The sequence below is a fragment of the Acidovorax sp. GW460-11-11-14-LB4 genome (assembly GCF_059423685.1).
Window position 1 is genome coordinate 1 of record NZ_JBWKYJ010000023.1, and the last position, 22407, is coordinate 22407.

The 22407-nt window shown below is 68.2% G+C and carries 20 protein-coding genes; 6 read left to right on the forward strand and 14 right to left on the reverse strand.

Going from position 1 to position 22407, the window contains the following annotated elements:
- The 4 genes from AC07X4_RS10755 to AC07X4_RS10770 form a co-directional block, all read left to right on the forward strand.
- Positions 1–1424, forward strand: a 1424-nt coding sequence (locus AC07X4_RS10755; RefSeq protein WP_494740049.1) for an ATP-dependent DNA ligase, incomplete at its 5' end; no start/stop codon positions are given.
- A complete protein-coding gene (locus AC07X4_RS10760; RefSeq protein ID WP_494740050.1) occupies positions 1421–4144 on the forward strand; it encodes a ligase-associated DNA damage response DEXH box helicase in 2724 nt (907 codons plus the stop codon). The genes AC07X4_RS10755 and AC07X4_RS10760, both read left to right, overlap by 4 nt.
- A gap of 5 nt (positions 4145–4149) precedes the next feature.
- Complete coding sequence (gene pdeM, locus AC07X4_RS10765; protein ID WP_494740051.1) at positions 4150–4887, forward strand: ligase-associated DNA damage response endonuclease PdeM; 738 nt, start codon at positions 4150–4152, stop codon at positions 4885–4887.
- A gap of 241 nt (positions 4888–5128) precedes the next feature.
- On the forward strand, positions 5129–7366 hold the full coding sequence (locus tag AC07X4_RS10770; RefSeq protein ID WP_494740052.1) for an NADP-dependent isocitrate dehydrogenase: 2238 nt from the start codon (positions 5129–5131) through the stop codon (positions 7364–7366).
- A 107-nt stretch (positions 7367–7473) separates the two neighbouring features.
- Here the strand turns inward: AC07X4_RS10770 and AC07X4_RS10775 are convergent, their stop codons facing one another.
- From AC07X4_RS10775 to AC07X4_RS10785, 3 genes are all read right to left on the reverse strand, one after another.
- Positions 7474–8865 (reverse strand): hypothetical protein, encoded by a 1392-nt coding sequence (locus tag AC07X4_RS10775; RefSeq protein ID WP_494740053.1) that lies wholly within the window; start codon positions 8863–8865, stop codon positions 7474–7476.
- A 177-nt stretch (positions 8866–9042) separates the two neighbouring features.
- The gene (locus AC07X4_RS10780; RefSeq protein ID WP_436074206.1) at positions 9043–9555 is read right to left on the reverse strand and encodes a DUF1993 domain-containing protein; all 513 of its coding nucleotides are present in this window, start codon (positions 9553–9555) and stop codon (positions 9043–9045) included.
- Between the two features lie 145 nt (positions 9556–9700).
- Entirely contained in the window at positions 9701–10978 is a 1278-nt protein-coding gene (locus tag AC07X4_RS10785; protein WP_494740054.1) for an MFS transporter, read from the reverse strand.
- A gap of 65 nt (positions 10979–11043) precedes the next feature.
- Between AC07X4_RS10785 and AC07X4_RS10790 the strand changes: the two genes are divergently transcribed.
- Together AC07X4_RS10790 and AC07X4_RS10795 are read left to right on the forward strand one after the other, a co-directional pair.
- Positions 11044–11991 carry an AraC family transcriptional regulator gene (locus AC07X4_RS10790; RefSeq protein WP_494740055.1) on the forward strand — a complete coding sequence of 316 codons (948 nt, stop codon included), beginning with the start codon at positions 11044–11046 and terminating at the stop codon, positions 11989–11991.
- 239 nt (positions 11992–12230) lie between these two features.
- Positions 12231–12866 (forward strand): flavin reductase family protein, encoded by a 636-nt coding sequence (locus AC07X4_RS10795; RefSeq protein ID WP_494740056.1) that lies wholly within the window; start codon positions 12231–12233, stop codon positions 12864–12866.
- A gap of 11 nt (positions 12867–12877) precedes the next feature.
- On the opposite strand, the gene AC07X4_RS10800 is transcribed toward AC07X4_RS10795, so the two are convergent.
- From AC07X4_RS10800 to AC07X4_RS10850, 11 genes are all read right to left on the reverse strand, one after another.
- Positions 12878–13963, reverse strand: coding sequence for an alpha/beta fold hydrolase (locus AC07X4_RS10800; RefSeq protein WP_494740057.1), 1086 nt, complete (start codon positions 13961–13963; stop codon positions 12878–12880).
- 6 nt (positions 13964–13969) lie between these two features.
- Complete coding sequence (locus AC07X4_RS10805) at positions 13970–14932, reverse strand: hypothetical protein (RefSeq protein ID WP_056056992.1); 963 nt, start codon at positions 14930–14932, stop codon at positions 13970–13972.
- 20 nt (positions 14933–14952) lie between these two features.
- Entirely contained in the window at positions 14953–15570 is a 618-nt protein-coding gene (gene lpoB / locus AC07X4_RS10810; RefSeq protein WP_056056990.1) for a penicillin-binding protein activator LpoB, read from the reverse strand.
- A 42-nt stretch (positions 15571–15612) separates the two neighbouring features.
- Entirely contained in the window at positions 15613–16020 is a 408-nt protein-coding gene (locus tag AC07X4_RS10815) for a YcfL family putative periplasmic lipoprotein (protein WP_056056988.1), read from the reverse strand.
- Between the two features lie 35 nt (positions 16021–16055).
- Positions 16056–17594, reverse strand: a complete 1539-nt coding sequence (locus AC07X4_RS10820; RefSeq protein ID WP_192419428.1) for a COG3014 family protein — start codon at positions 17592–17594, stop codon at positions 16056–16058.
- A gap of 333 nt (positions 17595–17927) precedes the next feature.
- Entirely contained in the window at positions 17928–18671 is a 744-nt protein-coding gene (locus tag AC07X4_RS10825; protein ID WP_494740058.1) for a class I SAM-dependent methyltransferase, read from the reverse strand.
- 12 nt (positions 18672–18683) lie between these two features.
- Entirely contained in the window at positions 18684–20039 is a 1356-nt protein-coding gene (locus AC07X4_RS10830; RefSeq protein WP_494740059.1) for a hypothetical protein, read from the reverse strand.
- Between the two features lie 237 nt (positions 20040–20276).
- Positions 20277–21194: a ParB/RepB/Spo0J family partition protein gene (locus AC07X4_RS10835; RefSeq protein ID WP_099731631.1), complete on the reverse strand. Its 918-nt coding sequence runs from the start codon at positions 21192–21194 to the stop codon at positions 20277–20279.
- Between the two features lie 42 nt (positions 21195–21236).
- A complete protein-coding gene (locus tag AC07X4_RS10840) occupies positions 21237–21533 on the reverse strand; it encodes a cupin domain-containing protein (RefSeq protein WP_056056978.1) in 297 nt (98 codons plus the stop codon).
- Between the two features lie 25 nt (positions 21534–21558).
- Positions 21559–21765, reverse strand: coding sequence for a hypothetical protein (locus tag AC07X4_RS10845; protein ID WP_288851755.1), 207 nt, complete (start codon positions 21763–21765; stop codon positions 21559–21561).
- A 65-nt stretch (positions 21766–21830) separates the two neighbouring features.
- Positions 21831–22373 (reverse strand): RBBP9/YdeN family alpha/beta hydrolase, encoded by a 543-nt coding sequence (locus tag AC07X4_RS10850; protein WP_494740060.1) that lies wholly within the window; start codon positions 22371–22373, stop codon positions 21831–21833.
- Positions 22374–22407: the final 34 nt, after the last annotated feature.

The following is a 22407-nucleotide window of genomic DNA, read 5'->3' on the forward strand; positions in this document are numbered from 1 at the left end:
CGCCCGCCCAGCCCACCGAACTGACACTGGCCGAATGGATGGCCCAGCTGCTGCCCCTGCGCGCCATGCCGCAGGGTGACGCCGATACCCGTCTGCGCACGCAATGGAACATGCTGGCGCCCGAGCAGCGCTTTGTGTACTTTAAGCTCATCACCGGCAACTTCCGCGTGGGGGTGTCGCGCCTGCAGGTGACGCAGGCGCTGGCCACGGTGAGCGCGCTGGACCCCAAGCGCATCGCACACCGGCTGATGGGCTACACGCAGATCGGCCGGCAGCCGCAGGCCAGCGACTACCAGGCGCTGATCGCGCCGGTGGACGACGATGCCAATACGCAGGATGCGGCCGATGCGGGCCAGCCCTACCCTTTCTTTTTGGCCCACCCGTTCAACCAGCCCGTGGCTGAGATGCCCGCACTGCTGGGCACGCCCGGCGACTGGCTGGTGGAGTGGAAGTGGGACGGCATCCGCGCGCAGATCGTGCGGCGTGCGGGCGCCGTGTGGATCTGGTCGCGCGGGGAGGAGCTGGTGACCGACCGCTTCCCCGAACTGGCCGAGGCTGCGATGGCGCAGCTGCCCAATGGCTCGGTGATCGATGGCGAGATCCTGGTGTGGCTGCCGGACGAGCCCCAGCCCCGCCCCTTTGCCGACCTGCAAAAGCGCCTGGGCCGCAAGACGCTGACCCCCAAGCTACTGCGCGAGCTGCCCGTGGTGCTGGTGGCCTACGACCTGCTCGAACACGCCGGGCAGGACCTGCGCCAAAAGGCGCAGCAGGCCCGCCGCGCGCTGCTGGATGCCACGCTGCAGCAACCCGATGACACCGCCATCGCTCCCCCGCCCCACAAGGCCCTGCGCCTGAGCGCACTGCAGCAAGGTACCGACTGGCAAGACCTGGCACGCCAGCGCGAGGCCGCGCGCAGCATGGGCACCGAGGGCTTCATGCTCAAGCACCGCAGCGCGCAGTACGGCGTGGGCCGCACCAAGGATGTGGGCGTGTGGTGGAAGTGGAAGACCGACCCCATGAGCGTGGACGCAGTGCTCATCTACGCCCAGCGCGGCCATGGCCGCCGTGCCAGCCTGTACACCGACTACACCTTTGCCGTGTGGACCGGGCCGCAGGACGACCCGGACCGGCAGCTGGTGCCCTTTGCCAAAGCCTATTCGGGCCTGACGGATGCCGAGATTGCGCAGGTGGACGCCATCATCCGCAAGACCACGCGCGAGAGCTTTGGGCCCGTGCGCAGCGTGGACGCAACGCTGGTGTTTGAGCTGGGCTTCGAAGGCATTGCGAAGAGCCCGCGCCACAAGAGCGGCATTGCCGTGCGCTTTCCGCGCATGCTGCGCTGGCGGCAGGACAAGCCCGTGGCCGAGGCCGATACCCTGCAAACGCTGATGGCACTGCTGCCGGGGCAGGACGCGGCCATATGAGCACGACACGCCGCCCGCGCAAGCCCCTGCCCCCGGTGGCACCGAGTGCCGCAACCGCCTGGATGGCGGCGCGCGGCTGGCAGCCCTTCGGCTTCCAGCAAGACGTGTGGCGCGCGATGGGCGAGGGCCGCTCGGGCCTGCTGCATGCCACCACGGGTGCGGGCAAGACCTATGCGGTGTGGCTGGGTGCGCTGCTGCATCTGGCGTGGGCCGATGCTGCACAAGCGCCCGAAGAAGCCCCCAAAGTCCCCAGCGCCCGCACCGCCCTGCGCACGCGCCGCGCTGCGGCACCACCCCTCACCGTGCTGTGGATCACGCCCATGCGCGCACTCGCTGCCGATTCGCTGCGCGCCCTGCAGACACCGCTGCCCGAACTGGCCCCCACCTGGACCAGCGGCCTGCGCACCGGCGACACCGCCAGCGGCGAACGCGCTGCGCAAGACCGCCGCCTGCCCACGCTGCTGGTGACCACGCCCGAAAGCGTCTCGCTGCTGCTGGCGCGCGCCGATGCGCGTGAGCGCCTGGCCAGCGTGCGCCTGGTGGTGGTGGACGAATGGCACGAACTGGTGGGCAACAAGCGCGGCGTGCAGGTGCAACTGGCGCTGGCGCGCCTGTCGGGCTGGAACCCGGCGCTGCAGGTGTGGGGTATGTCGGCCACGCTGGGCAACCTGGAGGAGGCCCTGCACACCTTGCTGCCGCAGCCCGTGCCGGACACGCCACAGCCACCGCCCGCCGTGCTGGTGCAGGGTCGCATCGACAAGCGGCTGGAGGTGCAGGTGATGCTGCCCGCGCGTGCCGACCGCTTTGCGTGGGCGGGCCACATGGGGCTGAGCCTGTTGCCGCAGGTGGTGCAGTCGATCGAAGCGGCGGCGTCCACCTTGGTGTTCACCAACACCCGGTCGCAAGCAGAGCGCTGGTACCAGGCGCTGCTGGAGGCGCGGCCCGACTGGGCGGGCGCCATTGCGCTGCACCATGGGTCGCTGGGGCATGAGGTGCGCGACTGGGTGGAGCGAGGCCTGAAGGCCGGGCAGCTCAAGGCCGTGGTGTGCACATCGAGCCTGGACCTGGGCGTGGACTTTTTGCCGGTGGAGCAGGTGCTGCAGATCGGCTCGGCCAAGGGCGTGGCGCGGCTGGTGCAGCGTGCAGGCCGCTCGGGCCATGCGCCGGGGCGCAGCTCCAGCATCACGCTGGTGCCCACGCACAGCCTGGAGCTGGTGGAAGCCGCCGCCGCACGCCACGCGCTGGCGCAGGGCCGCATTGAAGACCGGCACACGCCGCGTGCGCCGCTTGACGTACTGGTGCAGCACCTGGTCACCGTGGCGCTGGGCGGCGGCTTTGTGCCCGATGCTCTGCTGGCCGAGGTGCGCCGCGCACCGGCCTATGCCACGCTGACCGATGCCTACTGGCAATGGGCGCTGCAGTTTGTGCGCCAGGGCGGCGCGTCGCTGGCCACCTACCCGGACTTTCACCGTGTGGTGCCAGACGACGAGGGGGTGTGGCGCGTGCCCGATGCGCGCCTGGCGCGCCGCCACCGCAGCAACATCGGCACCATCGTGAGCGACGCCGCCATGCAGGTGCAGTTTGTGAGCGGCGGGCGCCTGGGGTCGGTCGAAGAGAGTTTCATCGCCCGGCTGCGCAAGGGCGATGTGTTCATGTTTGCAGGCCGCCTGCTGGAGCTGGTGCGCACCCAGCAGATGACGGCCTATGTGCGCATCGCCCCGAAGGGCAGCGCCGCCCTGCCGCGCTGGAGCGGCGGGCGCATGCCGCTGTCGAACACGCTGGCCGATGCGATGCTGGAACAGCTGGCGCAGGCCGAGCGCGGCGAATTCACCACGCCCGAGATGCGTTGCGCCCAGCCGCTGCTGGAGCTGCAGCAGGCCTGGTCGGCCCTGCCCACACCCAGCCGCCTGGTGGCCGAGACCCTGCACACGCGTGAGGGCTGGCACCTGTACCTGTACCCGCTGGCGGGGCGCCTGGTGCACCTGGGCCTGGCCGGGCTGCTGGGCTGGCGCGCGTCGCAGCAGGTGCCCAACACCTTCTCCATCGCGGTCAACGACTACGGACTGGAGTTACTGTCGGCCAAGCCCGTGGACTGGGCCACGCTGCTGCCGCGCCTGATTGGCGAAGGCACGCACACCACCATGGGCAGCGGGCTCGAAGACGAAGTGCTGGCCAGCCTGAATGCCACCGAGATGGCGCGCCGGCGCTTTCGCGAGATCGCGCGCATCGCGGGCCTGATCTTTCAGAGCCACCCGGGCGAGCAGCGCAGCAGCCGCCAGCTGCAGGCCTCGTCGTCGCTGTACTACGACGTGTTTGCGCAGTACGACCCCGACAACCTGTTGCTGGCCCAGGCACGCGCCGAGCTGCTGACGAACGAGCTGGACATGGACCGGCTGGCCCGCACGCTGCGCGGCATGCAGGCGCAGACCCTGTCCATCCACGCCCTGGAGCGCCCCACCCCGTTTGCCCTGCCGCTGATGGTGGAACGCTTTCGCGAGCGCCTGAGCACCGAGACCCTGGCCGACCGTCTGGCGCGCATGGTGCAGGCGCTGGAGCAGGCGGCCGACGCGACCACGGGCACCCACCTGGCGCAGCACGCGGTGCAGTCCACAGATATGGCGTGGGACCTGCCCGATAGCTCCGGCGCCCGCACACAACGCGCGCGCCGTGCAGCGGGCGGGGACACCCCCCGCCGCACCCGCAGACGCCACGGATTGTGAGCACCATGACCTCGCTCCCCCTTCACACCGCAGCCCTCGGCACGCCGGCAGTCCCTACGCTCCCCATCGGTGCGCACGCCATTGCCCTGCCCTGCGGCACCGCATTGCAACTGCTGCCCCAGCGCGCCCTGTGGTGGCCCGCCGCGCGCGTGGCGCTGGTGGCGGATGTGCATTTCGGCAAGGCCGCCACCTTCCGCCGCGCGGGCCAGCCGGTGCCCCATGGCACCACGGCGGACAACCTGGCGCGGCTGGATGCGGTGCTCGCTGCCACCGGTGCCGACCACTTGGTGTTCTTGGGGGACTTCCTGCACGCGCGCAGCGGCGCGGCCGATGCGCTGTGGCAGCAGCTGCTGCCCTGGCGCCAGCGCCATGCCCGTGTGGCGATGACCCTGGTGCGCGGCAACCATGACCTGCATGCGGGCGACCCGCCGGCCGCGCTGGCAGTGGCGCTGGTCAACGAGCCCTGGTGGCCCTGTCCCGATGCGCCGGTGCTGGCCTGCCACCACCCTCAGGCTGTGGCAGGCCACACGGTGCTCGCAGGGCATCTGCACCCCACGCTGCGGCTGCGCGGCCCTGCACGCGATGCGCTGCGGGCGCCCTGCTTCGGGTGGGGCGACGGGCAGTTGATCCTGCCCGCCTTCGGGGCTTTCACCGGCACGGCGCCCGACACCCTGCCCGCGCACTGGACGCAGTTTGCCGTCCTGCCTGGCCGCGTGGTGGCTGTTCCTGGGGGGGGTTCCTAGGGTCTGCGGGGGGTGGCGCGCGAGCGCCAACGGGATCAAACTGCAGAAGGCCGCAGGGTGATTACCACCTATTTGGTGAAAAAAAGTGCCCTGGGCTTATGATAATTTTGCATTGTGAGATTCGATTGCAAAAACAGCGGGCAGTGACAGCCCCGAGCAAGGAGAATCAGAGAGCATCCGCGTTTGGCCCCGCTGCGACGCAGCCGGGGGCATCTACCTACTCTGTTTCGTGAGACAAGCCATGACGACCCAGCAACCTTCCATCATCTACACCCTGACCGACGAAGCACCCCGTCTGGCCACGGCTTCCTTCCTGCCCATCATTCGCACGTTTGCGGCACCGGCAGGCATCAACGTGCTGGAGAGCGACATCTCGGTGGCAGCGCGCATCCTGGGTGAGTTCCCCGACTACCTGACCGAAGAACAGCGCGTGCCCAACAACCTGGCCGAGCTGGGCAAGAAGACGCTGCAGCCCGATGCCAACATCATCAAGCTGCCCAACATCTCCGCGTCCGTGTCGCAGCTCAAGGCCGCCATCGCCGAGCTGCAGGCCAAGGGCTACGCCCTGCCCGACTACCCGGACCAGCCCAAGGACGACAGAGAGAAAGAAATCAAGACCCGCTACAGCAAGTGCACCGGCTCCGCCGTGAACCCCGTGCTGCGCGAAGGCAACTCCGACCGCCGTGCGCCCAAGGCCGTGAAGGAATACGCTCGCAAGAACCCGCACAGCATGGCCGAGTGGAGCCAGGCCTCGCGTTCGCATGTGTCGCACATGCACGCCGGCGACTTCTACCACGGCGAAAAGTCCATGACGCTGGACCGCGCCCGTGACGTGAAGATGGAGCTGATCACCAAGAGCGGCAAGGCCATCGTCTTGAAGCCCAAGGTCAGCCTGCTCGACCGCGAAGTGATCGACAGCATGTTCATGAGCAAGAAGGCGCTGCTGGAGTTCTACGAGAAGGAAATCGAAGACGCACGCAAGACCGGCGTGATGTTCTCGCTGCACGTGAAGGCCACGATGATGAAGGTGTCCCACCCCATCGTGTTCGGCCACTGCGTGCGCATCTTCTACAAGGACGCATTCGCCAAGCACGCCAAGACCTTTGAAGAGCTGGGCGTGAACGTGAACAACGGCATGGTGGACCTGTACGCCAAGATCGAGACCCTGCCGCAAAGCCAGCGCGACGAGATCAAGCGCGACCTGCACGCCTGCCACGAGCACCGTCCCGAGCTGGCCATGGTCGACTCGGCCAAGGGCATCACCAACTTCCACTCCCCCAACGACATCATCGTGGACGCCTCCATGCCCGCCATGATCCGCAACGGCGGCAAGATGTGGGACGCCAACGGCCGCCTGAAGGACGTGAAGGCCGTGATGCCTGAATCGACCTTTGCCCGCATCTACCAGGAGATCATCAACTTCTGCAAATGGCACGGCGCGTTCGACCCCAAGACCATGGGCACGGTGCCCAACGTGGGCCTGATGGCCCAGCAGGCCGAGGAATACGGCAGCCACGACAAGACCTTCGAGATCCCCGAAGACGGCGTGGCCAACATCACCGACCTGGCCACCGGCGAAGTGCTGCTGAGCCAGAACGTGGAGCAAGGCGACATCTGGCGCATGTGCCAGGTGAAGGACGCCGCGATCCGCGATTGGGTGAAGCTGGCCGTGAACCGCGCCCGCAACTCCGGCATGCCCGTGGTGTTCTGGCTCGACTCGTACCGTCCGCACGAAGCGCAGCTGATCACCAAGGTCAAGATGTACCTGCACGAGCACAACACCACCGGCCTGGACATCCAGATCATGAGCCAGGTGCGTGCGATGCGCTACACGCTGGAACGCGTGATCCGGGGCCTGGACACCATCAGCGCCACCGGCAACATCCTGCGCGATTACCTGACCGACCTGTTCCCCATCATGGAACTGGGCACCTCGGCCAAGATGCTGTCCATCGTGCCTTTGATGGCCGGCGGCGGCATGTACGAAACCGGCGCGGGCGGCTCGGCCCCCAAGCACGTGCAGCAGCTGGTGGAAGAAAACCACCTGCGCTGGGATTCGCTGGGTGAGTTCCTGGCACTGGCCGTGTCGCTGGAAGACCTGGGCCTGAAGACCGGCAACGGCAAGGCCAAGATCCTGGCCCAGACGCTGGACGCCGCCACAGGCAAGCTGCTGGACAACAACAAGAACCCCTCGCCCAAGACCGGCCAGCTGGACAACCGTGGCAGCCAGTTCTACCTGGCCCTGTACTGGGCGCAAGAGCTGGCCACGCAAACGGCCGATGCCGAACTGGCCCAACTGTTCGCCCCACTGGCCAAGCAACTGGCCGACAACGAGCAGACCATCGTGGCCGAGCTGGCTGCCGTGCAGGGTGCACCCGCCGACATCGGAGGCTACTACCTGCCCGACGTGGCCAAGCTGGACGCCGTGATGCGCCCCAGCAAGACGCTGAACGAAGCCCTCAAGGCCGTGGCGGCCTGAGTCCGGCCCCACCGCTGCTGCGGCCCTGTGCTGCAGCGGCAAATGAAAAAGGCCCCGCATAGCGGGGCCTTTTTCATGGCGCGGCGGGAACCGCAAGAGAAAACAATCTACGGCCGCTCGCGATCGGCCACGCGGGTATTCAGAGCCGCCGGCACATAGCCAGACAGGAAGGCGCAGCCCTTGCCGAACGTGGCCTCCATGCCTGCGCACTGCTGCGCAATGCCCTCGGGCGTGGGCTTGTCGCCCGCTTCCACCCAACGCAGCAGCGCGGTCATGAGCGTGGGGTAGGTGGGGTCGCTCAGGTAGCTGTGGGTGTTGTGCTGGGTGAAGGTCTGCACCAGGCGCGCCGCGCTGCCGCCTTGCGCCATGGTGGCCCGGAAGGCTGCGTCCAGCTCGACAAAGGCCGTGGGGTCGTCCACGCCTTTCACGGTGAGCACGGGCACGGGGATGCGGCCGGTCAGGTCGGTGTCCTGCGCAAAGCGGGCCACGGCGGCAGGGTCTGCACGGTAGCGCAGCACGGCGGCGTTCAGCGCGGCATCGTCGGGCGAACCCCGGTACGACACCCCCCGGTTGCCAAACGGACTGGCGCCGCCCGTGCGGTGCTGCACCACGTCGCGGAAATGGAAGGTGGCCCAGTTCATGTGGCCCTGGATGGAGCTGGCCGGGATGCGGACCACATCCACGATGGTTTTGACTTTGCGCTGCTGCTCGGGCGTGCGCTCGGCCACCGGCTTGTTCAGCGCCAGGCATTCGTTCACGCGTGCGGCCAGGTCGGCCTGGGTCATCGCCGCATCGGCAGGCAGGCCGATGTTCAGCGGGTACTGCACCTCGTTGGGTCGGGGGTGGTTGTTGCACAGGTACTGGTAGACCACGCGAAGGTCGGTGCGGAAGTCGTACGAGCGCGTGCCGCCCGCCAGCACGCCGCTGGTGAGCAGCACGGCGTCGTAGGGGCGCTTGCCATCGGCCGTGGTCTGGAACATCTCGGCCCCCTTGGCCGCCACGCTGGCGCCCCAGGACTGGCCGTGCAGGATGGTGCGCTGCGGCTGGGCCACATGGCGCACGAAGATCTGGCGCAGCCGCTCGGTGTCCTCGGCCGCGGCACGCACCTCCACACCGCCCTGGCGGAAGGTGCTGCCCGCCCAGGCGTACCCCGCGCGGACCATGATGGCCCAGCGCTCCAGGTCCTCCACCGACCGCTCCATCTTCGGCGCGCCCAGGGCCGGGCCGCCGTGGGCGTGCAGCACCAGGTGGCCGTTCCACTGCCGAGGCACCGCCACCAGGTAATACGCACCGGCCGAGTCCTTGCCCGACAGGCAGCGGGCGATGGGCGCCAGGTCCTTGGGGCACGGGGTGGCCGTGGGCGCGGCCTCGGCCGTGGCACTCACCGGCGCCGAAGCTGGTGGTTGTGTGGGCACCGGCGCGCAGGCAGAAAGCAGGCAGGTCACGCCGGCCAGCGCCAAGGCTGGCAGGGTGCGTGGTGTGGCACGGGGGGTAGGCATGGGTCGGGTCTCCGTTGTCTTTTTTGTCCGCGCTGGGCGTCGTTTTAAATACTACAAATTTGATAGCATTTTAGGCATGATTCACTAGCGCTACGGGCCATTTTGACCCATATCTGCATGCTTGACCCCACACGGCAGCACCCGGGGCACCTTGGCGCCCCGGGACAGGGCTCAGGGTCAGAACTTGCCCATATAGTCGCGCTTGCCCAGTTCCACGCCGTTGTGGCGGGCGATGGCGTAGGTCGCGTTCACGTGGAAGAAGAACTGGGGCAGGCCGTAGTGCAGCAGGTAGTGTTCGCCCACAAACTGCTTTTCGCGCGGCGTGCCGGGCTGGATGGTGATCTGGCGAGTGGCAGCCTCGGCAAACGCGGCCTGCGGCAGGCCTTCGATGAACGCCAGCACGGTGCGGATGCGCTCGGCCAGGTCGGCAAAACCGGGGCGCTCGGCGTCGGGCAGCGAAGGCACCTCCACGCCGGCCAGGCGCGCGGCCACGCCCTTGGCAAAGTCGCAGGCGATCAGCACCTGGCGGGCCATGGGAAACATGTCAGGGAACAGGCGGGCCTGCAGCAATGCGTCCGGCTCGATCTTGCGGGCCGTGGCATGGGCCTCGGTCTTGGCCAGGATGTCCTGGAGCGAGCCCAGCATCTGGCGAAAGACGGGGATGCTGGCGTTGTACATGGGGTTCGTCATGGGCGGTGTCCTGGAAGTGCGTTGAAAAGGAAGGGCGCCGTTGCGAACCCTGCCAAACAGGGCCCCCGGCGCCACCGACCGCGATTGCAACACAGGCCCGCGCGGCGTGCTGGGCGCCGTACAGAGCCCCCGCCCCATGGACCCTTCAGGCCGTTGCAGGCACGGGCCGTGCCGCCCGCGCTGCCACGCCCACCCCTACGAGCGCCGCCGACACCACGCTCAGGCCCAGCGTCACGGCCGAGCCGTAGAAGATGCCCGCCGTCATGCCGTGGTCCAGCATGGCGCCAAACACCGGTGCCGCCAGGCAAAAGCCCAGGTCCAGCCCCGAGTACACCGTGCCATACACGCGGCCCGTGGCACCGGGGGGCGCGGCGCGCTTGATCAGCATGTCGCGCGAGGGGCCCGCCAGGCCTGTGCCCAGCCCCGCCACCGAGGCCACCACCAGCGCCGCCATGCCGGGCAGCAGTCCCGAGGCCACCACCACCAGCAGCGCGGCCGAGCCCAGCAGGCACACGGAGATGATCTTCTCCAGCCGCTGCACACGCCCCACCAGAAAGCCGCCCACCAGCATGCCCGCCGCGCCACACAGCATGTAGCCCGTGACCACCATGGCCGTCACGCTCAGCGGCAGGCCATACATGGACTGCAGCGCCGGGCTGGCAAAACTCTGGATGGCGCTGAGTGCGCAGGTGCTCCAGAAGAAGAACGAGAAACACAGCCACACCGACGGCAGCTTGAGGAAGGCCATGGGGTGCTCGGGCTTCGCCGCCGCCGCGCCGCCCTTGGCCTGGTGGGCCCAGGCGCCCTGGCGGTCATCAATGGCATCGCGGTTCCACACCATGATGGCCAGCACCGTGAGGGCCAGCAGCGCGCCGCACAGGCAGGCCGTGCGCCACGAGCCCGTGGCGGTAGCAATGCCCGCCATGAACACCGGCGCCGTCGCCCAGCCCAGGTTGCCGCTGATGCCGTGCACCGAGAAGCCATGCCCCAGGCGCTGGGGCGACACGCGCTTGTTGAGGATGGTGAAGTCCACCGGGTGGAACGGTGCATTGCCCAGCCCCGCTAAAGCCGCCGCGAGCAGCAGGCCCGTGTAGCCCTGCGCCGTGCCCGCCGCCAGGCCTGCGGCGGCAAAGCTCGACAGCGCAAAAAACATCACCGGCCGCGCGCCCACACGGTCCACCAGGAAACCCGACAGCGCCTGGCCCACGCCCGAGATCACGAAGAACACCGACACCAGCAGGCCCAGCTCGGAATAGCTGAAGCCGAACTCCCCGATCAGCCACGGAAACAGCGGCGGCAGCAGCATGTGAAAGAAGTGCGAGCTGCCGTGGGCCAGGCCGATCAGGCCGATGGTGCGGGCGTCCTGCCGCAGGGGGACGGGGTTGGCAGTGGTGGCGGTAGCGCCGGAGGTGGAAGCAGTCATGGGTTGGATCTTAGGCAGCATGCCCTCGGCAGGTTTACGATAGACGGCCAATTTCTATCGCAAACATGCCAAACCCACCCACCAGGCACCACACTCCTACCAAACCGGTGGTGGAACACTTCGCCGCCGAGGTCGTGCCTCGCGCCCAGGCCGGCAAGCCGCGCGGGATGTCGTACGTGGACTCGCTCACGCCCGAGCTTTTTGTGCCCACCGTCGCCCGCCCGGTGCGCGCCAAGCTGCGCTGGCTGGCCGCCGACACGCAGGTGATGCCCCACAGCCACCCCTGGGCGCAGGTGGCGATCTCCACCACGGGCGTGATCCGGCTCACGGTGAACCACGGCACCTACATCGTGCCGCCCTCGCGCGCGCTGTGGATTCCGCCCGGTGTGGAACATGCCGTGACCATGGTGGAAGACGCCGACCTGCGCACGCTGTACTTTCACCAGCCCCGGGGGCGCTGCGGCCCCGGCGTGCCGCGCGACCAGGAAGACGCATGGCGCCAGTGCCGCGTGCTGGAGGTGTCCGACCTGCTGCGCGCCCTGGTGCGCGAGATGCCCACCACGCCCGACGGCGGCGCCGCGATCAGCCCCGCCGACCTGCGACGCGAGCAGCACCTGAGCGCCCTGGTCAGGGGCGAACTGGCCCGTGCCGCCGCCGTGAAGCTGGGCGTGGACCTGCCCCAGGACAAGCGCCTGCGCCACCTGTGCGAGGCCGTGCTGGCCGACCCCACGCGCCACGACACCCTGGCCGACTGGGCGCAGGACACGGGCGCCAGCCCCCGCACCGTGGCACGCCTGTTCCGCTCGGAACTGGGCAGCACCTTCACCCAATGGCGCCAGCAGGTGATCCTGGCCAAGGCCGTGTCGCTGGCCGCCGGCCGCATGCCCATGGGCCAGATCGCCGCCGAGCTGGGCTACAGCGCCAGCGCCTTCAGCGCCATGGTGCGCAAGTCGGTGGGGCAGCCGCCGGGACGGTTTTTGGGGCAGCAGCAGCCGGCAGCCGTGGTCCCGTAGCCCCGTGCGGTGCGTGCAGCCGAAGCTGCCGGGCGTTATGGCATGACTTCGCCGCACGGGGCCTTGGCCAGGGTGTACGGGAGCTCGGTGAGCCCTATCTGCCTGCTATTGCCCCTGTGCGCTAGAACCATATGCCCAGGCAGCTATGAAAAAGTGAGTATTCAGATACCCCGATGACTGCAGCGCGCCGCGTCTGCCGCTAAGGTGTCCGCTTGTTCGCTCCGACCCTGCCGAGCCCCATGACCACTCCACAGCCCCCACGCACCTTCCACAGCTACGAACCCCGCCTGGGCCACGGCCTGCCGCACGACCCGTTCAATGCCATCGTGGGACCCCGCCCCATCGGCTGGATCTCCACGCAAAGCGCCACGGGCGCGACCAACCTCGCGCCCTACAGCTTTTTCAACGCCTTCAACTACGTGCCCCCCATCGTGGGCTTTGCCAGCATTGGCTACAAGGACACAGTACGCAACGTGCAGGCCACGGGCGAGTTTGTGTGGAACCTGGCCACCCGCGATCTGGCCGAGGTGATGAACCAGAGCTGCGCCGCCGTGCCGCCCGAGGTCAGCGAGTTCGACCTGACCGGCCTCACCCCCCTGCCCTCCACCCGCGTGCGCCCGCCGCGTGTGGCCGAAAGCCCGGTCACCTTTGAATGCCGCAGCACGCAGGTCCTGCAGCTGCAAGGGGTGGACGGGGCCCCGGTGGACACCTGGCTGGTGCTGGGCGAGGTGGTGGCTGTGCACATCGATCAGGCGCTGCTGAAGGGCGGCGTGTACGACACCGCGAACGCGGGGCACATCCTGCGCGGCGGCGGGCCGGCGGACTATTTCACTGTGGGGCCGGAGCAGCTGTTCAGGATGTATCGGCCCCGTTGAGTTCCAGGCGCTCAGCGCTGCAGCGGCGCGCACAGCCCGCCCTGGGGGGCGCGTGCCCATTGTTCCAGCCAGGCCCAGACGCGCTGCACGCCATCTGCCGGGTGCTCGCCGTCTGCCACCCGCTGTTGCAGACCATGGTCTGCCCCCGGGAGTCGGCGTACGCACCAACCGGCAGGTGAACGCGGCGCCGCCCGTTTCTCAAACCGTTCGTAGGCCTGCGCAGGCACCAGTGCATCTTCAGCCCCCCACACCTGTAACACCGGCCAGGGGCTGTCGATGAGCGGCTGCGCCACTGGCCAGTGCCACAGGTCGCGCCAATAACCCAGGCTGCGCCCTTGCACCACCACGCTGTCGTGGGGGGCCCCTGCCACGAGCTGCCCCAGCGCGGTCCAGTCGCCCTCTGCACCCATGCGGCGGGCTTGCAGTGCCCCTGCCTCCTGGGGGTCCAGGCCGCTGGCCCCAATGAGCACCAGACCGGCCAGATGGGGCACCTCAGGGGCCAGCGCGGGCAGTAGCTCGGCCCCTTCAGAGATACCCACGAGCAGCTGCGGCACGGCGGGCTGGCCCTGGCGCTGCAGTGCATCTGCAAGCAGCGCCGCGCGCGCCTGGGCGAACCAGGTGGAGTGGCGGTCTTGCAGCACAAATGGGTGGGGGCAGTCGGCGGGCTTTGTCTGTGACTGGGGATCGACCCCGGGCTTGTGCAGCACCAGCACCTGCGCGTGCAGCAGGCCGGCAAAGTAACGGTCCGCGATGGGCCCCATGCCCGCACAGCCCGAGCCGGGGATAACGATCACACGGTAGCGCAGCGGCGCAGTGCGCTCCGCGCGCTGCAGGGTCTGGAGCACGGCACCGCCCACGCCCGGCATGGCCCGCTGAATGAACCCTGCGCCCTGCGCTGGGCCCTGCTCGACGGCGATCCCTTGAAGGTCTGCCTGTGCCGCAGCCGCGCCTTCAGGTGCGCGCGGGGCCGTACAACCCACCAGCGCCATGGCCAGGGCGGCAGACGCAAAAAAGGCCAGCACAGGGCTGGCCTTGGGGAGGACGGACACCGCACTGGCCGGTGCCCGCAAGGGCTGCTGCTGCACGGTGGGACGCACGGTGGCTTACTTGAGGATCAGCACCTGCTCAGGCTGCTGCGGTTGCGGCACGGGCATGGGCTGGCCGCCTTGTTGGTAAACCACCGGTGGACGCACGCCGCGCGCCAGATTCGCGTCGGTGTAGCCCAGTTGCACCGCGAGCTGCTGGTATACGTCCTGCGCCAGCGACAGCGAGGTTTCGCGCATCACCTTGGCCCGGTTGGGGGGCGCAATGTCGCCACGGATCGACAGGATCTTGGTGTCGTTGCCTTCGCCCTGGGCGGAGAACGCGGCCTTGATCTCGTAGGTCTTGGTGTTGATGAGTGAGAAGTCGGCCAGGAGCTGCAGGCCGTACTGGCGCGTGGCGCTGGTGGTGCCCTGCAGGGGCGAGAGCGCGTCGGTGAACTCGATGCTGGACACCACGCCGAACAGCACGTAGTCGGCGCCGTTGAACTCGCCCTTCTTGATGCGGGTGATCACGTCGTTGACCTGGGGCTGTGCCTGGGGCGTGGCCATCTTGCCACCCTGCACCTGGTTGAGCACCTGCTCGGCCTTGCTGGGCTGGGGCTTGCCAGCGTCAAAGCCCTTGCCCTGCACCAGGCGGAAGTACGTGCCCTGCAGGATGGCGCCCTTGATGTCGTTGGTGTAGCCGCCCAGCTCGCGCTGCTCGATGTAGCTGTAGCGCCCGGCCACATAGGTGCCGCTGGCCTGCTCGGACGCCTGCATGGACTGCTGGCCGGAGTACGAGCCCCCGCCGCCGTACATGCCGTGGCTGTGGCTGCCGCCCTGGCTGCCCTGGGCGCTCATCTGGCTGCTGCGCTGGTAGGTGCCGGCCATGAAGTATTCGGACACGCGCTGGGCATAGGCCAGGTCGGTCACGGCGATCTTGGGCGCGGCGCCGGGCTGCTGCGCCTGGGCGCCGGTGCCCCAGGCCAGCGTGGTGGCCGCGATCACGGCCAGGGCCGTGTGGAGGGTGATTCTGCGTTGCATGGTGTGCTCCTTGGGAAAGATCAGCGCTTGCTGGTCTTCCGGATTTCCTTTTCGTCCTGCCACTCGATCGTGCCTTCTTGCACATCAAACAGCTTCAGCGTGAACTTGTAATACACGTCCTTGGTCGTGTTGTTCTGCTTGACGATGCTGGTCAGCTCGCCTTCCATGCTGTACTTGGCGGCGGTCATCTGGCCGACCTTGGCGGTGGTGCCCTGCTTGTACAGGCCGCTCTGGTTCTGGCGCTGCAGCTCGTCCACACCGGCCTGCATCTCGTTGATGGAGCGCACAAAGCGCACCTTGCCCGACTTGACCAGCGCGGTCTGGATGGAGTTCATCACGTTGGTGGTGTCGATGTACTCGCTGGTCTTGTTCTTGACGGTGGAAATGGTCACCGTGGGGCGGCCCTGGAAGATGCCGGTTTCGAGCAAACCGCCGGTCATCTTCTCGGCAATCATCTGCAGGTCGGTGGAACCGAACTCGTTGGTCACCAGCTCGACGGCCTTGGCGTCGCCGTAGTTGACCTGGCGGTCAAAACGCACGGTGGGGGACGACAGGTTCTGGCAGGCCGACAAGGCCAGGGTGCTGGCCGCAAAGGCCAGGATCAGCGCGCTGCGCTGGATGCGGTTCTTGGTGTTCATGTTGGTTTACTCCTCACTCAAACAGGGATTGGTGCGGCGCGATCAGCGCGGCTCCACATTCATTTCCAGGCGCAGATCGACAGCCGCAGAGGTAGGCGCCACGCTCTTGACAGTCTGCTGGCCCAAGCCCAGCACGCTCATCTGCTTCCAGGACTCGCCATCGCCCACCTGGTTGCCCACGTTGTCCAGCCACTTGAAGCGGTAGAACACGGTGCGGTCGGTGCGGCCCATGTTGGCCATGTCGGCCTGCACCACCAGGATGTCGTTCTTGCGCACGATGCGCATCTCGCGCACGGCGATGCTGTTGGCCTCGCCTCGCAGCGCCACCTTGGCCGCCACGGCCAGCGGCGTGGCGGGATCGTGCAACTGGGCGCTGGCGTTGCCAGCCAGGGTCATCAGGGCCGCGCACAGCACTGCAGGGATCGCGGCGGGGACAAAACGGGTTCTCATGCCAGAGGCTCCTTGAATGGGGTCAGAAACAGGGGTTAGTTCTTGGCAGCCGCTGCAGGCTGGGCGGCCGTGGGCTTGACGGTGGACGAGGGCACGGTGCGGGCGCGGTTGTTGTTGGTGGTGCGCACCGGGGCCGCGGGGGCCGCTGCTGCGGCGGGAGCCGGCTGGGGTGCGGCCGCCACCGTGGGCAGCTGGCCCAGCATGGCCACGTCGCCGATCAGCACGCTGTTGTCGTACATGCGCAGGGGCACCAGAGCGTACTGGCCGTCGATCTTGATCGGCTGGGGCAACTGGCGGCCATTGATGGTGACGGTGTGCTCGCCAGGGGGCAGGTAGCCACGGGCCACATACACGCGGCCGGGCAGCATGCGCCACAGGCGGTCGTCGGCCTGCTCGGTGGCCACCGAGGCTGCGGCACCGATGATGCCGCCGATCAGACCGCCACGCTTTTGCAGCTCGTTCTGCAGCACGCCCTTGGCCACGGCGCGGGTGAAGCCACGCAGCACCATGCCAGGCATTTCATCCTTGAGGGCACGGCGGGCCATAACGTTCACGTCCACCACTTTTTCGAGCTTGAGGTCGGTGCCAGCGGCCGACACCACCGTCAGGGGTGCGTCCTTGGAAGGCTCGATCACAGGGTACGAAATGCTGGCGGTGACCAGGCCCCGGCCGGTGGGCACGGGGATGGTGAAGGCCTTGGGCTTGCGCGCGGGGGCGTCGCCGGCTTCGACGATGAAGAGCACGTCGGTCATGCGCTGGCGGCGCTTCCAGGTGAAGCCGGTGCGGTTGTCCAGGCCGCGCAGGCCTTCCTCCAGTACGGGGGTGTCGGGCTTGAGCTCGATGGCCTTGCGGTAGCCGGGCGCGGCCAGGCCGGGCTCGTTGAGCATTTCGTACAGGAAGCCGGCCAGGTAGTGGCTCAGCGCGTTGGAGTAGCCGTTCTTGAGCGCCAGCACCTCGGGGTCGTTGAGGGTCTCGACGGGGTAGCCATTCAGCTCCTTGCCACCCGATGTGGCGCCCTTGGACTTGGCTTCTTCTTCAGCGGCCAGGGTTTCCTTGGCACGGAACTCGGCAATGATGGCTTCGCGCTCGTGGGTGCGCTTGATGTCCACGCGGGCGTTTTCAAAATCACCCACGGCCATGCGGTTGAGCGCCAGGCGCGTGGTCAGCCATACCTTTTCGTAATCCTGGCCTTCATAGACCTTCAGGCGCTCGCTCACCAGGGCGGCGCCCACGGTGCCCATCAGCTTGGAGGGGTTGGTCTTGGCGGTTTCTTCCCATTCCTTGACCTTGTTGTCGGCCAGCAGGAAGGCGTTGGTGCTGTCGGGATAGCGGCGGTCCATGCGCAGCAGTTCGCCGCGCTCCATGTTGAAGAGCAGCGCCGTTTTTTCTTCTTCGGTCTTGGCCGTGCTCTCCAGGCTGGCCAGCGCGGCGGGGATGCCGCCACTGCGCCCGGCGGTCTGCATGTCGGTGGCCAGCTTGTCATGGCTCTGCATGGTGGCGCAGCCGGTGAGGGCCGCGCTCAGTGCCAGGGCCCATAGCAGGCGCGGACGGAAACGGGGTGGGTGGGCGGTCATGGATGCTCCTTGCAGATCGGTCGGTTGCTCACCAGAAACACCCCGCGCTTACCACGCGCAGCCGTGCAACAGCCCCGCCAGAGGGAGGGTGCTGTGAATACGGCGTGCGTGGTGGAAGTCCGGTCAAGGCGGGCGCTGGCAGCCCGTGCGCCCCCTCCCGGCGCGGATACGTGCTGTGTGCGGCCCCCTCTGGCTGTGAGTTTCTTGGTTGTTGTGTATGGGGTTGTAGCCAGCCGCGGAATGTAGCAAAAGCTTGTATCTTTTCTGTAACCGTGTGGGGCCGGTGACACAGACGGACACAGGGGCCGGCACAGTGGGAGCATGGTGTGCATGTCATCCCTCCTGCTGCTGGCGCGGCATGCGGTACAGCCACACCACCCGCCCGCCGGGCGCACGCAGCTGGACGCTGGGTAGCCAGCCGGGCACCGCAAACTCCAGGCTGACCAGCCACGCGCTAGGCGCCAGCTCGGCCTGGGCCTTGGCGGCGGCGCGGGCCATGCTCTCGGGCCGCTGGAACAGGTACACCATCTGGTAGGCGCTCCAGTCGGCCTTCCACATGTCGGCACGCTGCACCCGCGCCCAGGGGCAGCGCAGGGCGCACAGCAGGCGCAGCGGCCAGCTCCACTCCAGCCCGTCGAGCTGGGCGGCCGGGTAGGCATGGCGCAGGGCCTTGAGGCCATCGCCCAGGCCACAGCCTGCGTCGAGCACCCGCGCACCCAAAGGCAGCGGGGCCTGCACGGCCAGAGACTGCAGCGCATGGCGCGGCGTGGGGAACAGGGGCGCATCGCGCCACGCATTGAGCGGATAGACCAGCAGCAACAGCGAGAGCGGCACCAACCACGCCCAGGTGGGCAGGCTGGCCGCCCCCAGCAGCGCCAGCGACAACGGGAACCCTGCGGCAATCAGCCCGCGCCGCCACCAGCTGTCGCCCAGCACACTGGCAGCCGTGCCCAGCAGGCAGGCCACCAGCAAGGCGGCCACCGGGGGAACCGCGCGCTGCAGCGCCACAAAGATTAGCCACGCGCACGCCCACGCCGCCAGTGCGGGCAGGGGCCAGGGCATGCGCAGCGCGAGCATGGTTCTCCGTTCTCAGCGGCCAAAAATGCCGCGCAGCAGATTGACGGGGTTGACCACATTGCCCGCGTCCGTGCCGCCGTCGCCCGCCGGCGGCTGGCCTGCGGGCGCGCCGCCCATGCCGCTGGAATAAGCGCCTGTGCCGCCCGACGGTGCAGCGGGTGCTGCGCCCATGCCACCACGGCGCCCCTGCATCTCCTCGCCCAGCATGGCCATGGTGTGTGACTTCACCCGCACGCGCACCGACCATTCAGGCTCCCACGCAGCCTTGGGGTCGGCCGGGCGGGGTGGGTACACGATGTGGCTCTCGCCACCGTAGGCCATCATGCGCAACATGGGCGTGGCATCGCGCCCACCGCCCGCAAAGATGCCCTGCGGGATGGCGCATTGGGTAGTCTCGGGCTGCAGCAGCACGCGCTCCTTGAGCCAGCGGTCGATGGTGGCGGGCGATAGGTAGTCGAACAGGCCCATGCCAGTGTCCGGCGTCTCGGCGCTGGACCACATGATGAGATCGTCCCCGCTCTGTGACATGGCATGCAGGTAGTAGGCGCGCGCATTGCGCACGGGCTGCCAGCTGGTGCCCATGCTGTCCTGCGGCTTGCCGGTGGTGCGCAGGTCGATGGCGGGCATCAGGTCCTGCGCCGCGCCCAGGGAAAATTTCATGGACGCAGGCACGCCGTCGCCACGCACCTGGTGCTCGCCCACCACCGAGCTGTCCCGCGACAGGCTGACCTGGTTGCGTTCGTTGGGGTACAGCGCATAGGCCGGGCCCACGCGCGGGCCCCGGTCCGGCACGGCACGGCCCGCGAAGGCCTGGGCGTAGTCGGAGGGCTTGGCACGTGCCAGATCGATCACGCGGGGCTGGCCCGCACGCACCGCGCTACCGCAGCCCCAGTACAGCAGGATGCGACCCTTGGGCTGCTGTTGCTGGTACTCACGCGGCACTTCGCCCGGCTCGGTCTGCGTGGGCTGGGCACGCGGAGGGATCAGCGGCAAGGACTCGCCCATGCGCATGCCGGGCGGGATGGACTGGCTGGCCTCGACGCCGGGGCGCAGGCTGTTGTGCAAAGCGATATCGATGACGCGCGGCGGCATGATGGACATGGCGCGGGCGTTGCCATACGACGTGTTGCTGCCGCCCCCCATGCCCGGCGCAGCGCCGCCGCCCATGCCCCCCATGAGGCCGCCGAGCATGCCGCCACCACCGGGCAGACTGTCCATCTCGGGCATACCGGCCATGGTGCCGGTGGACAGGTCCATCCACAGCTGCACCTTGGGAGCCTTGGTGTTTTGGGCCTGGGCGCCCAGGCTGGCAATGCACAGGCCAGCGGCCAGGCAGGCGGGGGTCAGGTAGCGCAAAGGGGTTGTCATCAGGTCTGCTCCAGGAGATACATGGATCACCCGGCAAACCATCATGGGCCGCAAAGCAGCGTCGTCGCCGCCCTGTGAAGAGGCCTTGCGGTCAACCCGGGTGTGTTGAACGCAGCGCAGTGTAGGCCCCGCAAGGACGCATTTTGCCCCTGCAAGTTACTTGTGGAAACCGTTTGTGTGCGCTATTTCACGCCATCTTGCGCGGCAACAACCCCGCGCCCCGGAGCGATGAGAGGGTCAGCCGCGCAGGCGGTCGATCAGACCGTTCAAAGCCTCCAGCGACCCGAACTGGATCGCCAGCTCGCCCATGTCCTCCACCCGGCCGTTGCGCTTGACGCGTTTCTTGACGCGCACTTCGACCTCGGCCATGAGCAGGTCCGACAGTTCTTCTTCCACGCGCTTGAGGTCGCGCGACTTTTCCTTCTGGGGCTTTTGCGGCACCAGGCTGAACTCGGCACCAATCTTTTTGACCAGGGCCTCAGCTTCGCGCACCGACAGCTTCTTGGCCGCGATCTGGTTGCCGGCCGTGATCTGCGCGGCGCGGTCCAGCGACAGCAGTGCACGCGCATGGCCCATGTCGATGTCGCCCGCCATCAGCATGGTCTGCACAGGCTCGGCCAGATTCAACAGGCGCAGCAGGTTGCTGGCGGCGCTGCGCGAGCGGCCCACGGCCTGGGCAGCCAGCTCGTGCGTCAGGCCAAACTCCTTGACCAGGCGCTGCAGGCCCTGGGCTTCTTCCAGCGGGTTGAGGTCTTCCCGCTGGATGTTTTCGATGAGCGCCATGGCGGCGGCCGACTCGTCCGGCACATCGCGCACCAGCACCGGCACCTCGGCCAGGCCCGCCAGGCGGGAGGCCCGAAAACGCCGCTCGCCCGCAATGATTTCGTACTTACCTGCGTGTTCACCCCCCGCGAGGCGCCGCACCAGGATAGGCTGCATGACGCCCTGGACCTTGATGGACTCGGCCAGCTCGTACAGCGCGCCCTCGTCCATGCGCGTGCGCGGCTGGTACACACCCGGCACCAGCTCGGAGAGCGGCAGGCTGCTGGGCAGGCCCGCTTCGGCGGCCTGGGCCTGCTCCACTTTGTCTTCGACCTTGGGGCCCAGCAGGGCTTCCAGGCCTCGGCCGAGGCCCTTGGGTTTTTTGGTGACCATGAAATGCGTCTCGCGAAAGGAAAAAGGGAAAGGGGGGAAGAATCAGCGGTCGATGATGACCAGCGTGCCGTGGCTGCCGGGCGCCACGGCGTGGGGCACGCCAGCGGGCACGATGAACACCTCGCCCGCGTTCACCTCGGTGACCTGCCCTTGCAGGGCGAGGCGCATGCAGCCGTCCAGCACCAACAGGGCTTCATCAAAGTCGTGCGATTCATCGGGATAGGCCGCGTCGTCCATGCGCAGCACCTTGACGTTGGCGCCCGCAGCCTGGCCCACCACCGTGGAGTTCCAGGCGCGGGGCAGTTGGTCGGCAATGGCGGGCAGGCTGATCTTGGTCATGGGTCGGCAACAAGGGTTCAAAACATCAACGCGCAGAGCGGCTCGCCACGCGGCGCCGCTTGCGACTGCGCCACAGGCGCAGCCACACACCGAACCCGATGGCCAGCAGCACCAGGGCCAGCATGAACTGCCCCAGCGCGCCCACCACCACCGCGCTGCTGGGCAGCAGCCAGGCCAGCACCACTTGCAGCGCATCGAGCGGCCAGTAGAGCGCCACAGGACGCCGCGCCATCGTGGGTAATTGGCTCTGTGCAACACCCGCCGTATCCGGGCGCTTGCGCCAAAAAGCCCACCGGCTCATGCCGGGGTGGCGAGCTGCATCAGCCAGCCGCGCCCCTCGTCCCAGTCACCCAGCCCGGATTCGGCATTGATATGCCCGCGCTCGCCATAGTCCACACACCGCGCACCCCAGGCCTGGGCCAGACCTTCGGCGCGCTCGAAGCTGCAGTACGGGTCGTTGCGGCTGCCCACCAGCACGGCCGGAAACGGCAGCGGCTGGCGCGCAATGGGCGCCCAGCCGTGGATCTGCGCAGCCAGGTCGGGCCGCTCCACATCGCCCGGCGCCACCAGCAGCGCGCCGCGCACCTTGACCGCGTGGCGGGTGTGCGCCGCCCACCAGGCGGTGAGGATGCAACCGAGGCTGTGCGCCGCCAGCACCACGGGGCCATCCGCATCGGCCACGGTTTCTTCCAGGCGCGCAGACCAGTCGCCGCGCAGCGGGTGCATCCAGTCGTGCTGCTCCACGCGCTGGTAGCCGTGCGCGGCCTCCCAGCGGCTTTGCCAGTGATCGGGGCCAGAGTTCTGCCAGCCAGGCAGCAGCAGGATGTTGGAGGCCTTCATTACTATCAAATTAATAGCTGCTACCGCATACTCT

Bases quoted from the DNA above. Each gene is read 5' to 3' on its own strand.
- AC07X4_RS10780 (WP_436074206.1), bottom strand. From the start codon at position 9,555: ATGACGAACCCCATGTACAACGCCAGCATCCCCGTCTTTCGCCAGATG.
- AC07X4_RS10795 (WP_494740056.1), top strand. From the start codon at position 12,231: ATGACCACTCCACAGCCCCCACGCACCTTCCACAGCTACGAACCCCGC.
- AC07X4_RS10825 (WP_494740058.1), bottom strand. From the start codon at position 18,671: ATGCTCGCGCTGCGCATGCCCTGGCCCCTGCCCGCACTGGCGGCGTGG.
- AC07X4_RS10840 (WP_056056978.1), bottom strand. From the start codon at position 21,533: ATGACCAAGATCAGCCTGCCCGCCATTGCCGACCAACTGCCCCGCGCC.
- AC07X4_RS10820 (WP_192419428.1), bottom strand. From the start codon at position 17,594: ATGACCGCCCACCCACCCCGTTTCCGTCCGCGCCTGCTATGGGCCCTG.
- AC07X4_RS10775 (WP_494740053.1), bottom strand. From the start codon at position 8,865: ATGCCTACCCCCCGTGCCACACCACGCACCCTGCCAGCCTTGGCGCTG.
- pdeM (WP_494740051.1), top strand. From the start codon at position 4,150: ATGACCTCGCTCCCCCTTCACACCGCAGCCCTCGGCACGCCGGCAGTC.
- AC07X4_RS10770 (WP_494740052.1), top strand. From the start codon at position 5,129: ATGACGACCCAGCAACCTTCCATCATCTACACCCTGACCGACGAAGCA.
- AC07X4_RS10805 (WP_056056992.1), bottom strand. From the start codon at position 14,932: ATGCAACGCAGAATCACCCTCCACACGGCCCTGGCCGTGATCGCGGCC.
- AC07X4_RS10845 (WP_288851755.1), bottom strand. From the start codon at position 21,765: ATGGCGCGGCGTCCTGTGGCGCTCTACTGGCCGCTCGATGCGCTGCAA.
- AC07X4_RS10760 (WP_494740050.1), top strand. From the start codon at position 1,421: ATGAGCACGACACGCCGCCCGCGCAAGCCCCTGCCCCCGGTGGCACCG.
- AC07X4_RS10830 (WP_494740059.1), bottom strand. From the start codon at position 20,039: ATGACAACCCCTTTGCGCTACCTGACCCCCGCCTGCCTGGCCGCTGGC.
- AC07X4_RS10815 (WP_056056988.1), bottom strand. From the start codon at position 16,020: ATGAGAACCCGTTTTGTCCCCGCCGCGATCCCTGCAGTGCTGTGCGCG.
- lpoB (WP_056056990.1), bottom strand. From the start codon at position 15,570: ATGAACACCAAGAACCGCATCCAGCGCAGCGCGCTGATCCTGGCCTTT.
- AC07X4_RS10835 (WP_099731631.1), bottom strand. From the start codon at position 21,194: ATGGTCACCAAAAAACCCAAGGGCCTCGGCCGAGGCCTGGAAGCCCTG.
- AC07X4_RS10785 (WP_494740054.1), bottom strand. From the start codon at position 10,978: ATGACTGCTTCCACCTCCGGCGCTACCGCCACCACTGCCAACCCCGTC.
- AC07X4_RS10850 (WP_494740060.1), bottom strand. From the start codon at position 22,373: ATGAAGGCCTCCAACATCCTGCTGCTGCCTGGCTGGCAGAACTCTGGC.
- AC07X4_RS10790 (WP_494740055.1), top strand. From the start codon at position 11,044: ATGCCAAACCCACCCACCAGGCACCACACTCCTACCAAACCGGTGGTG.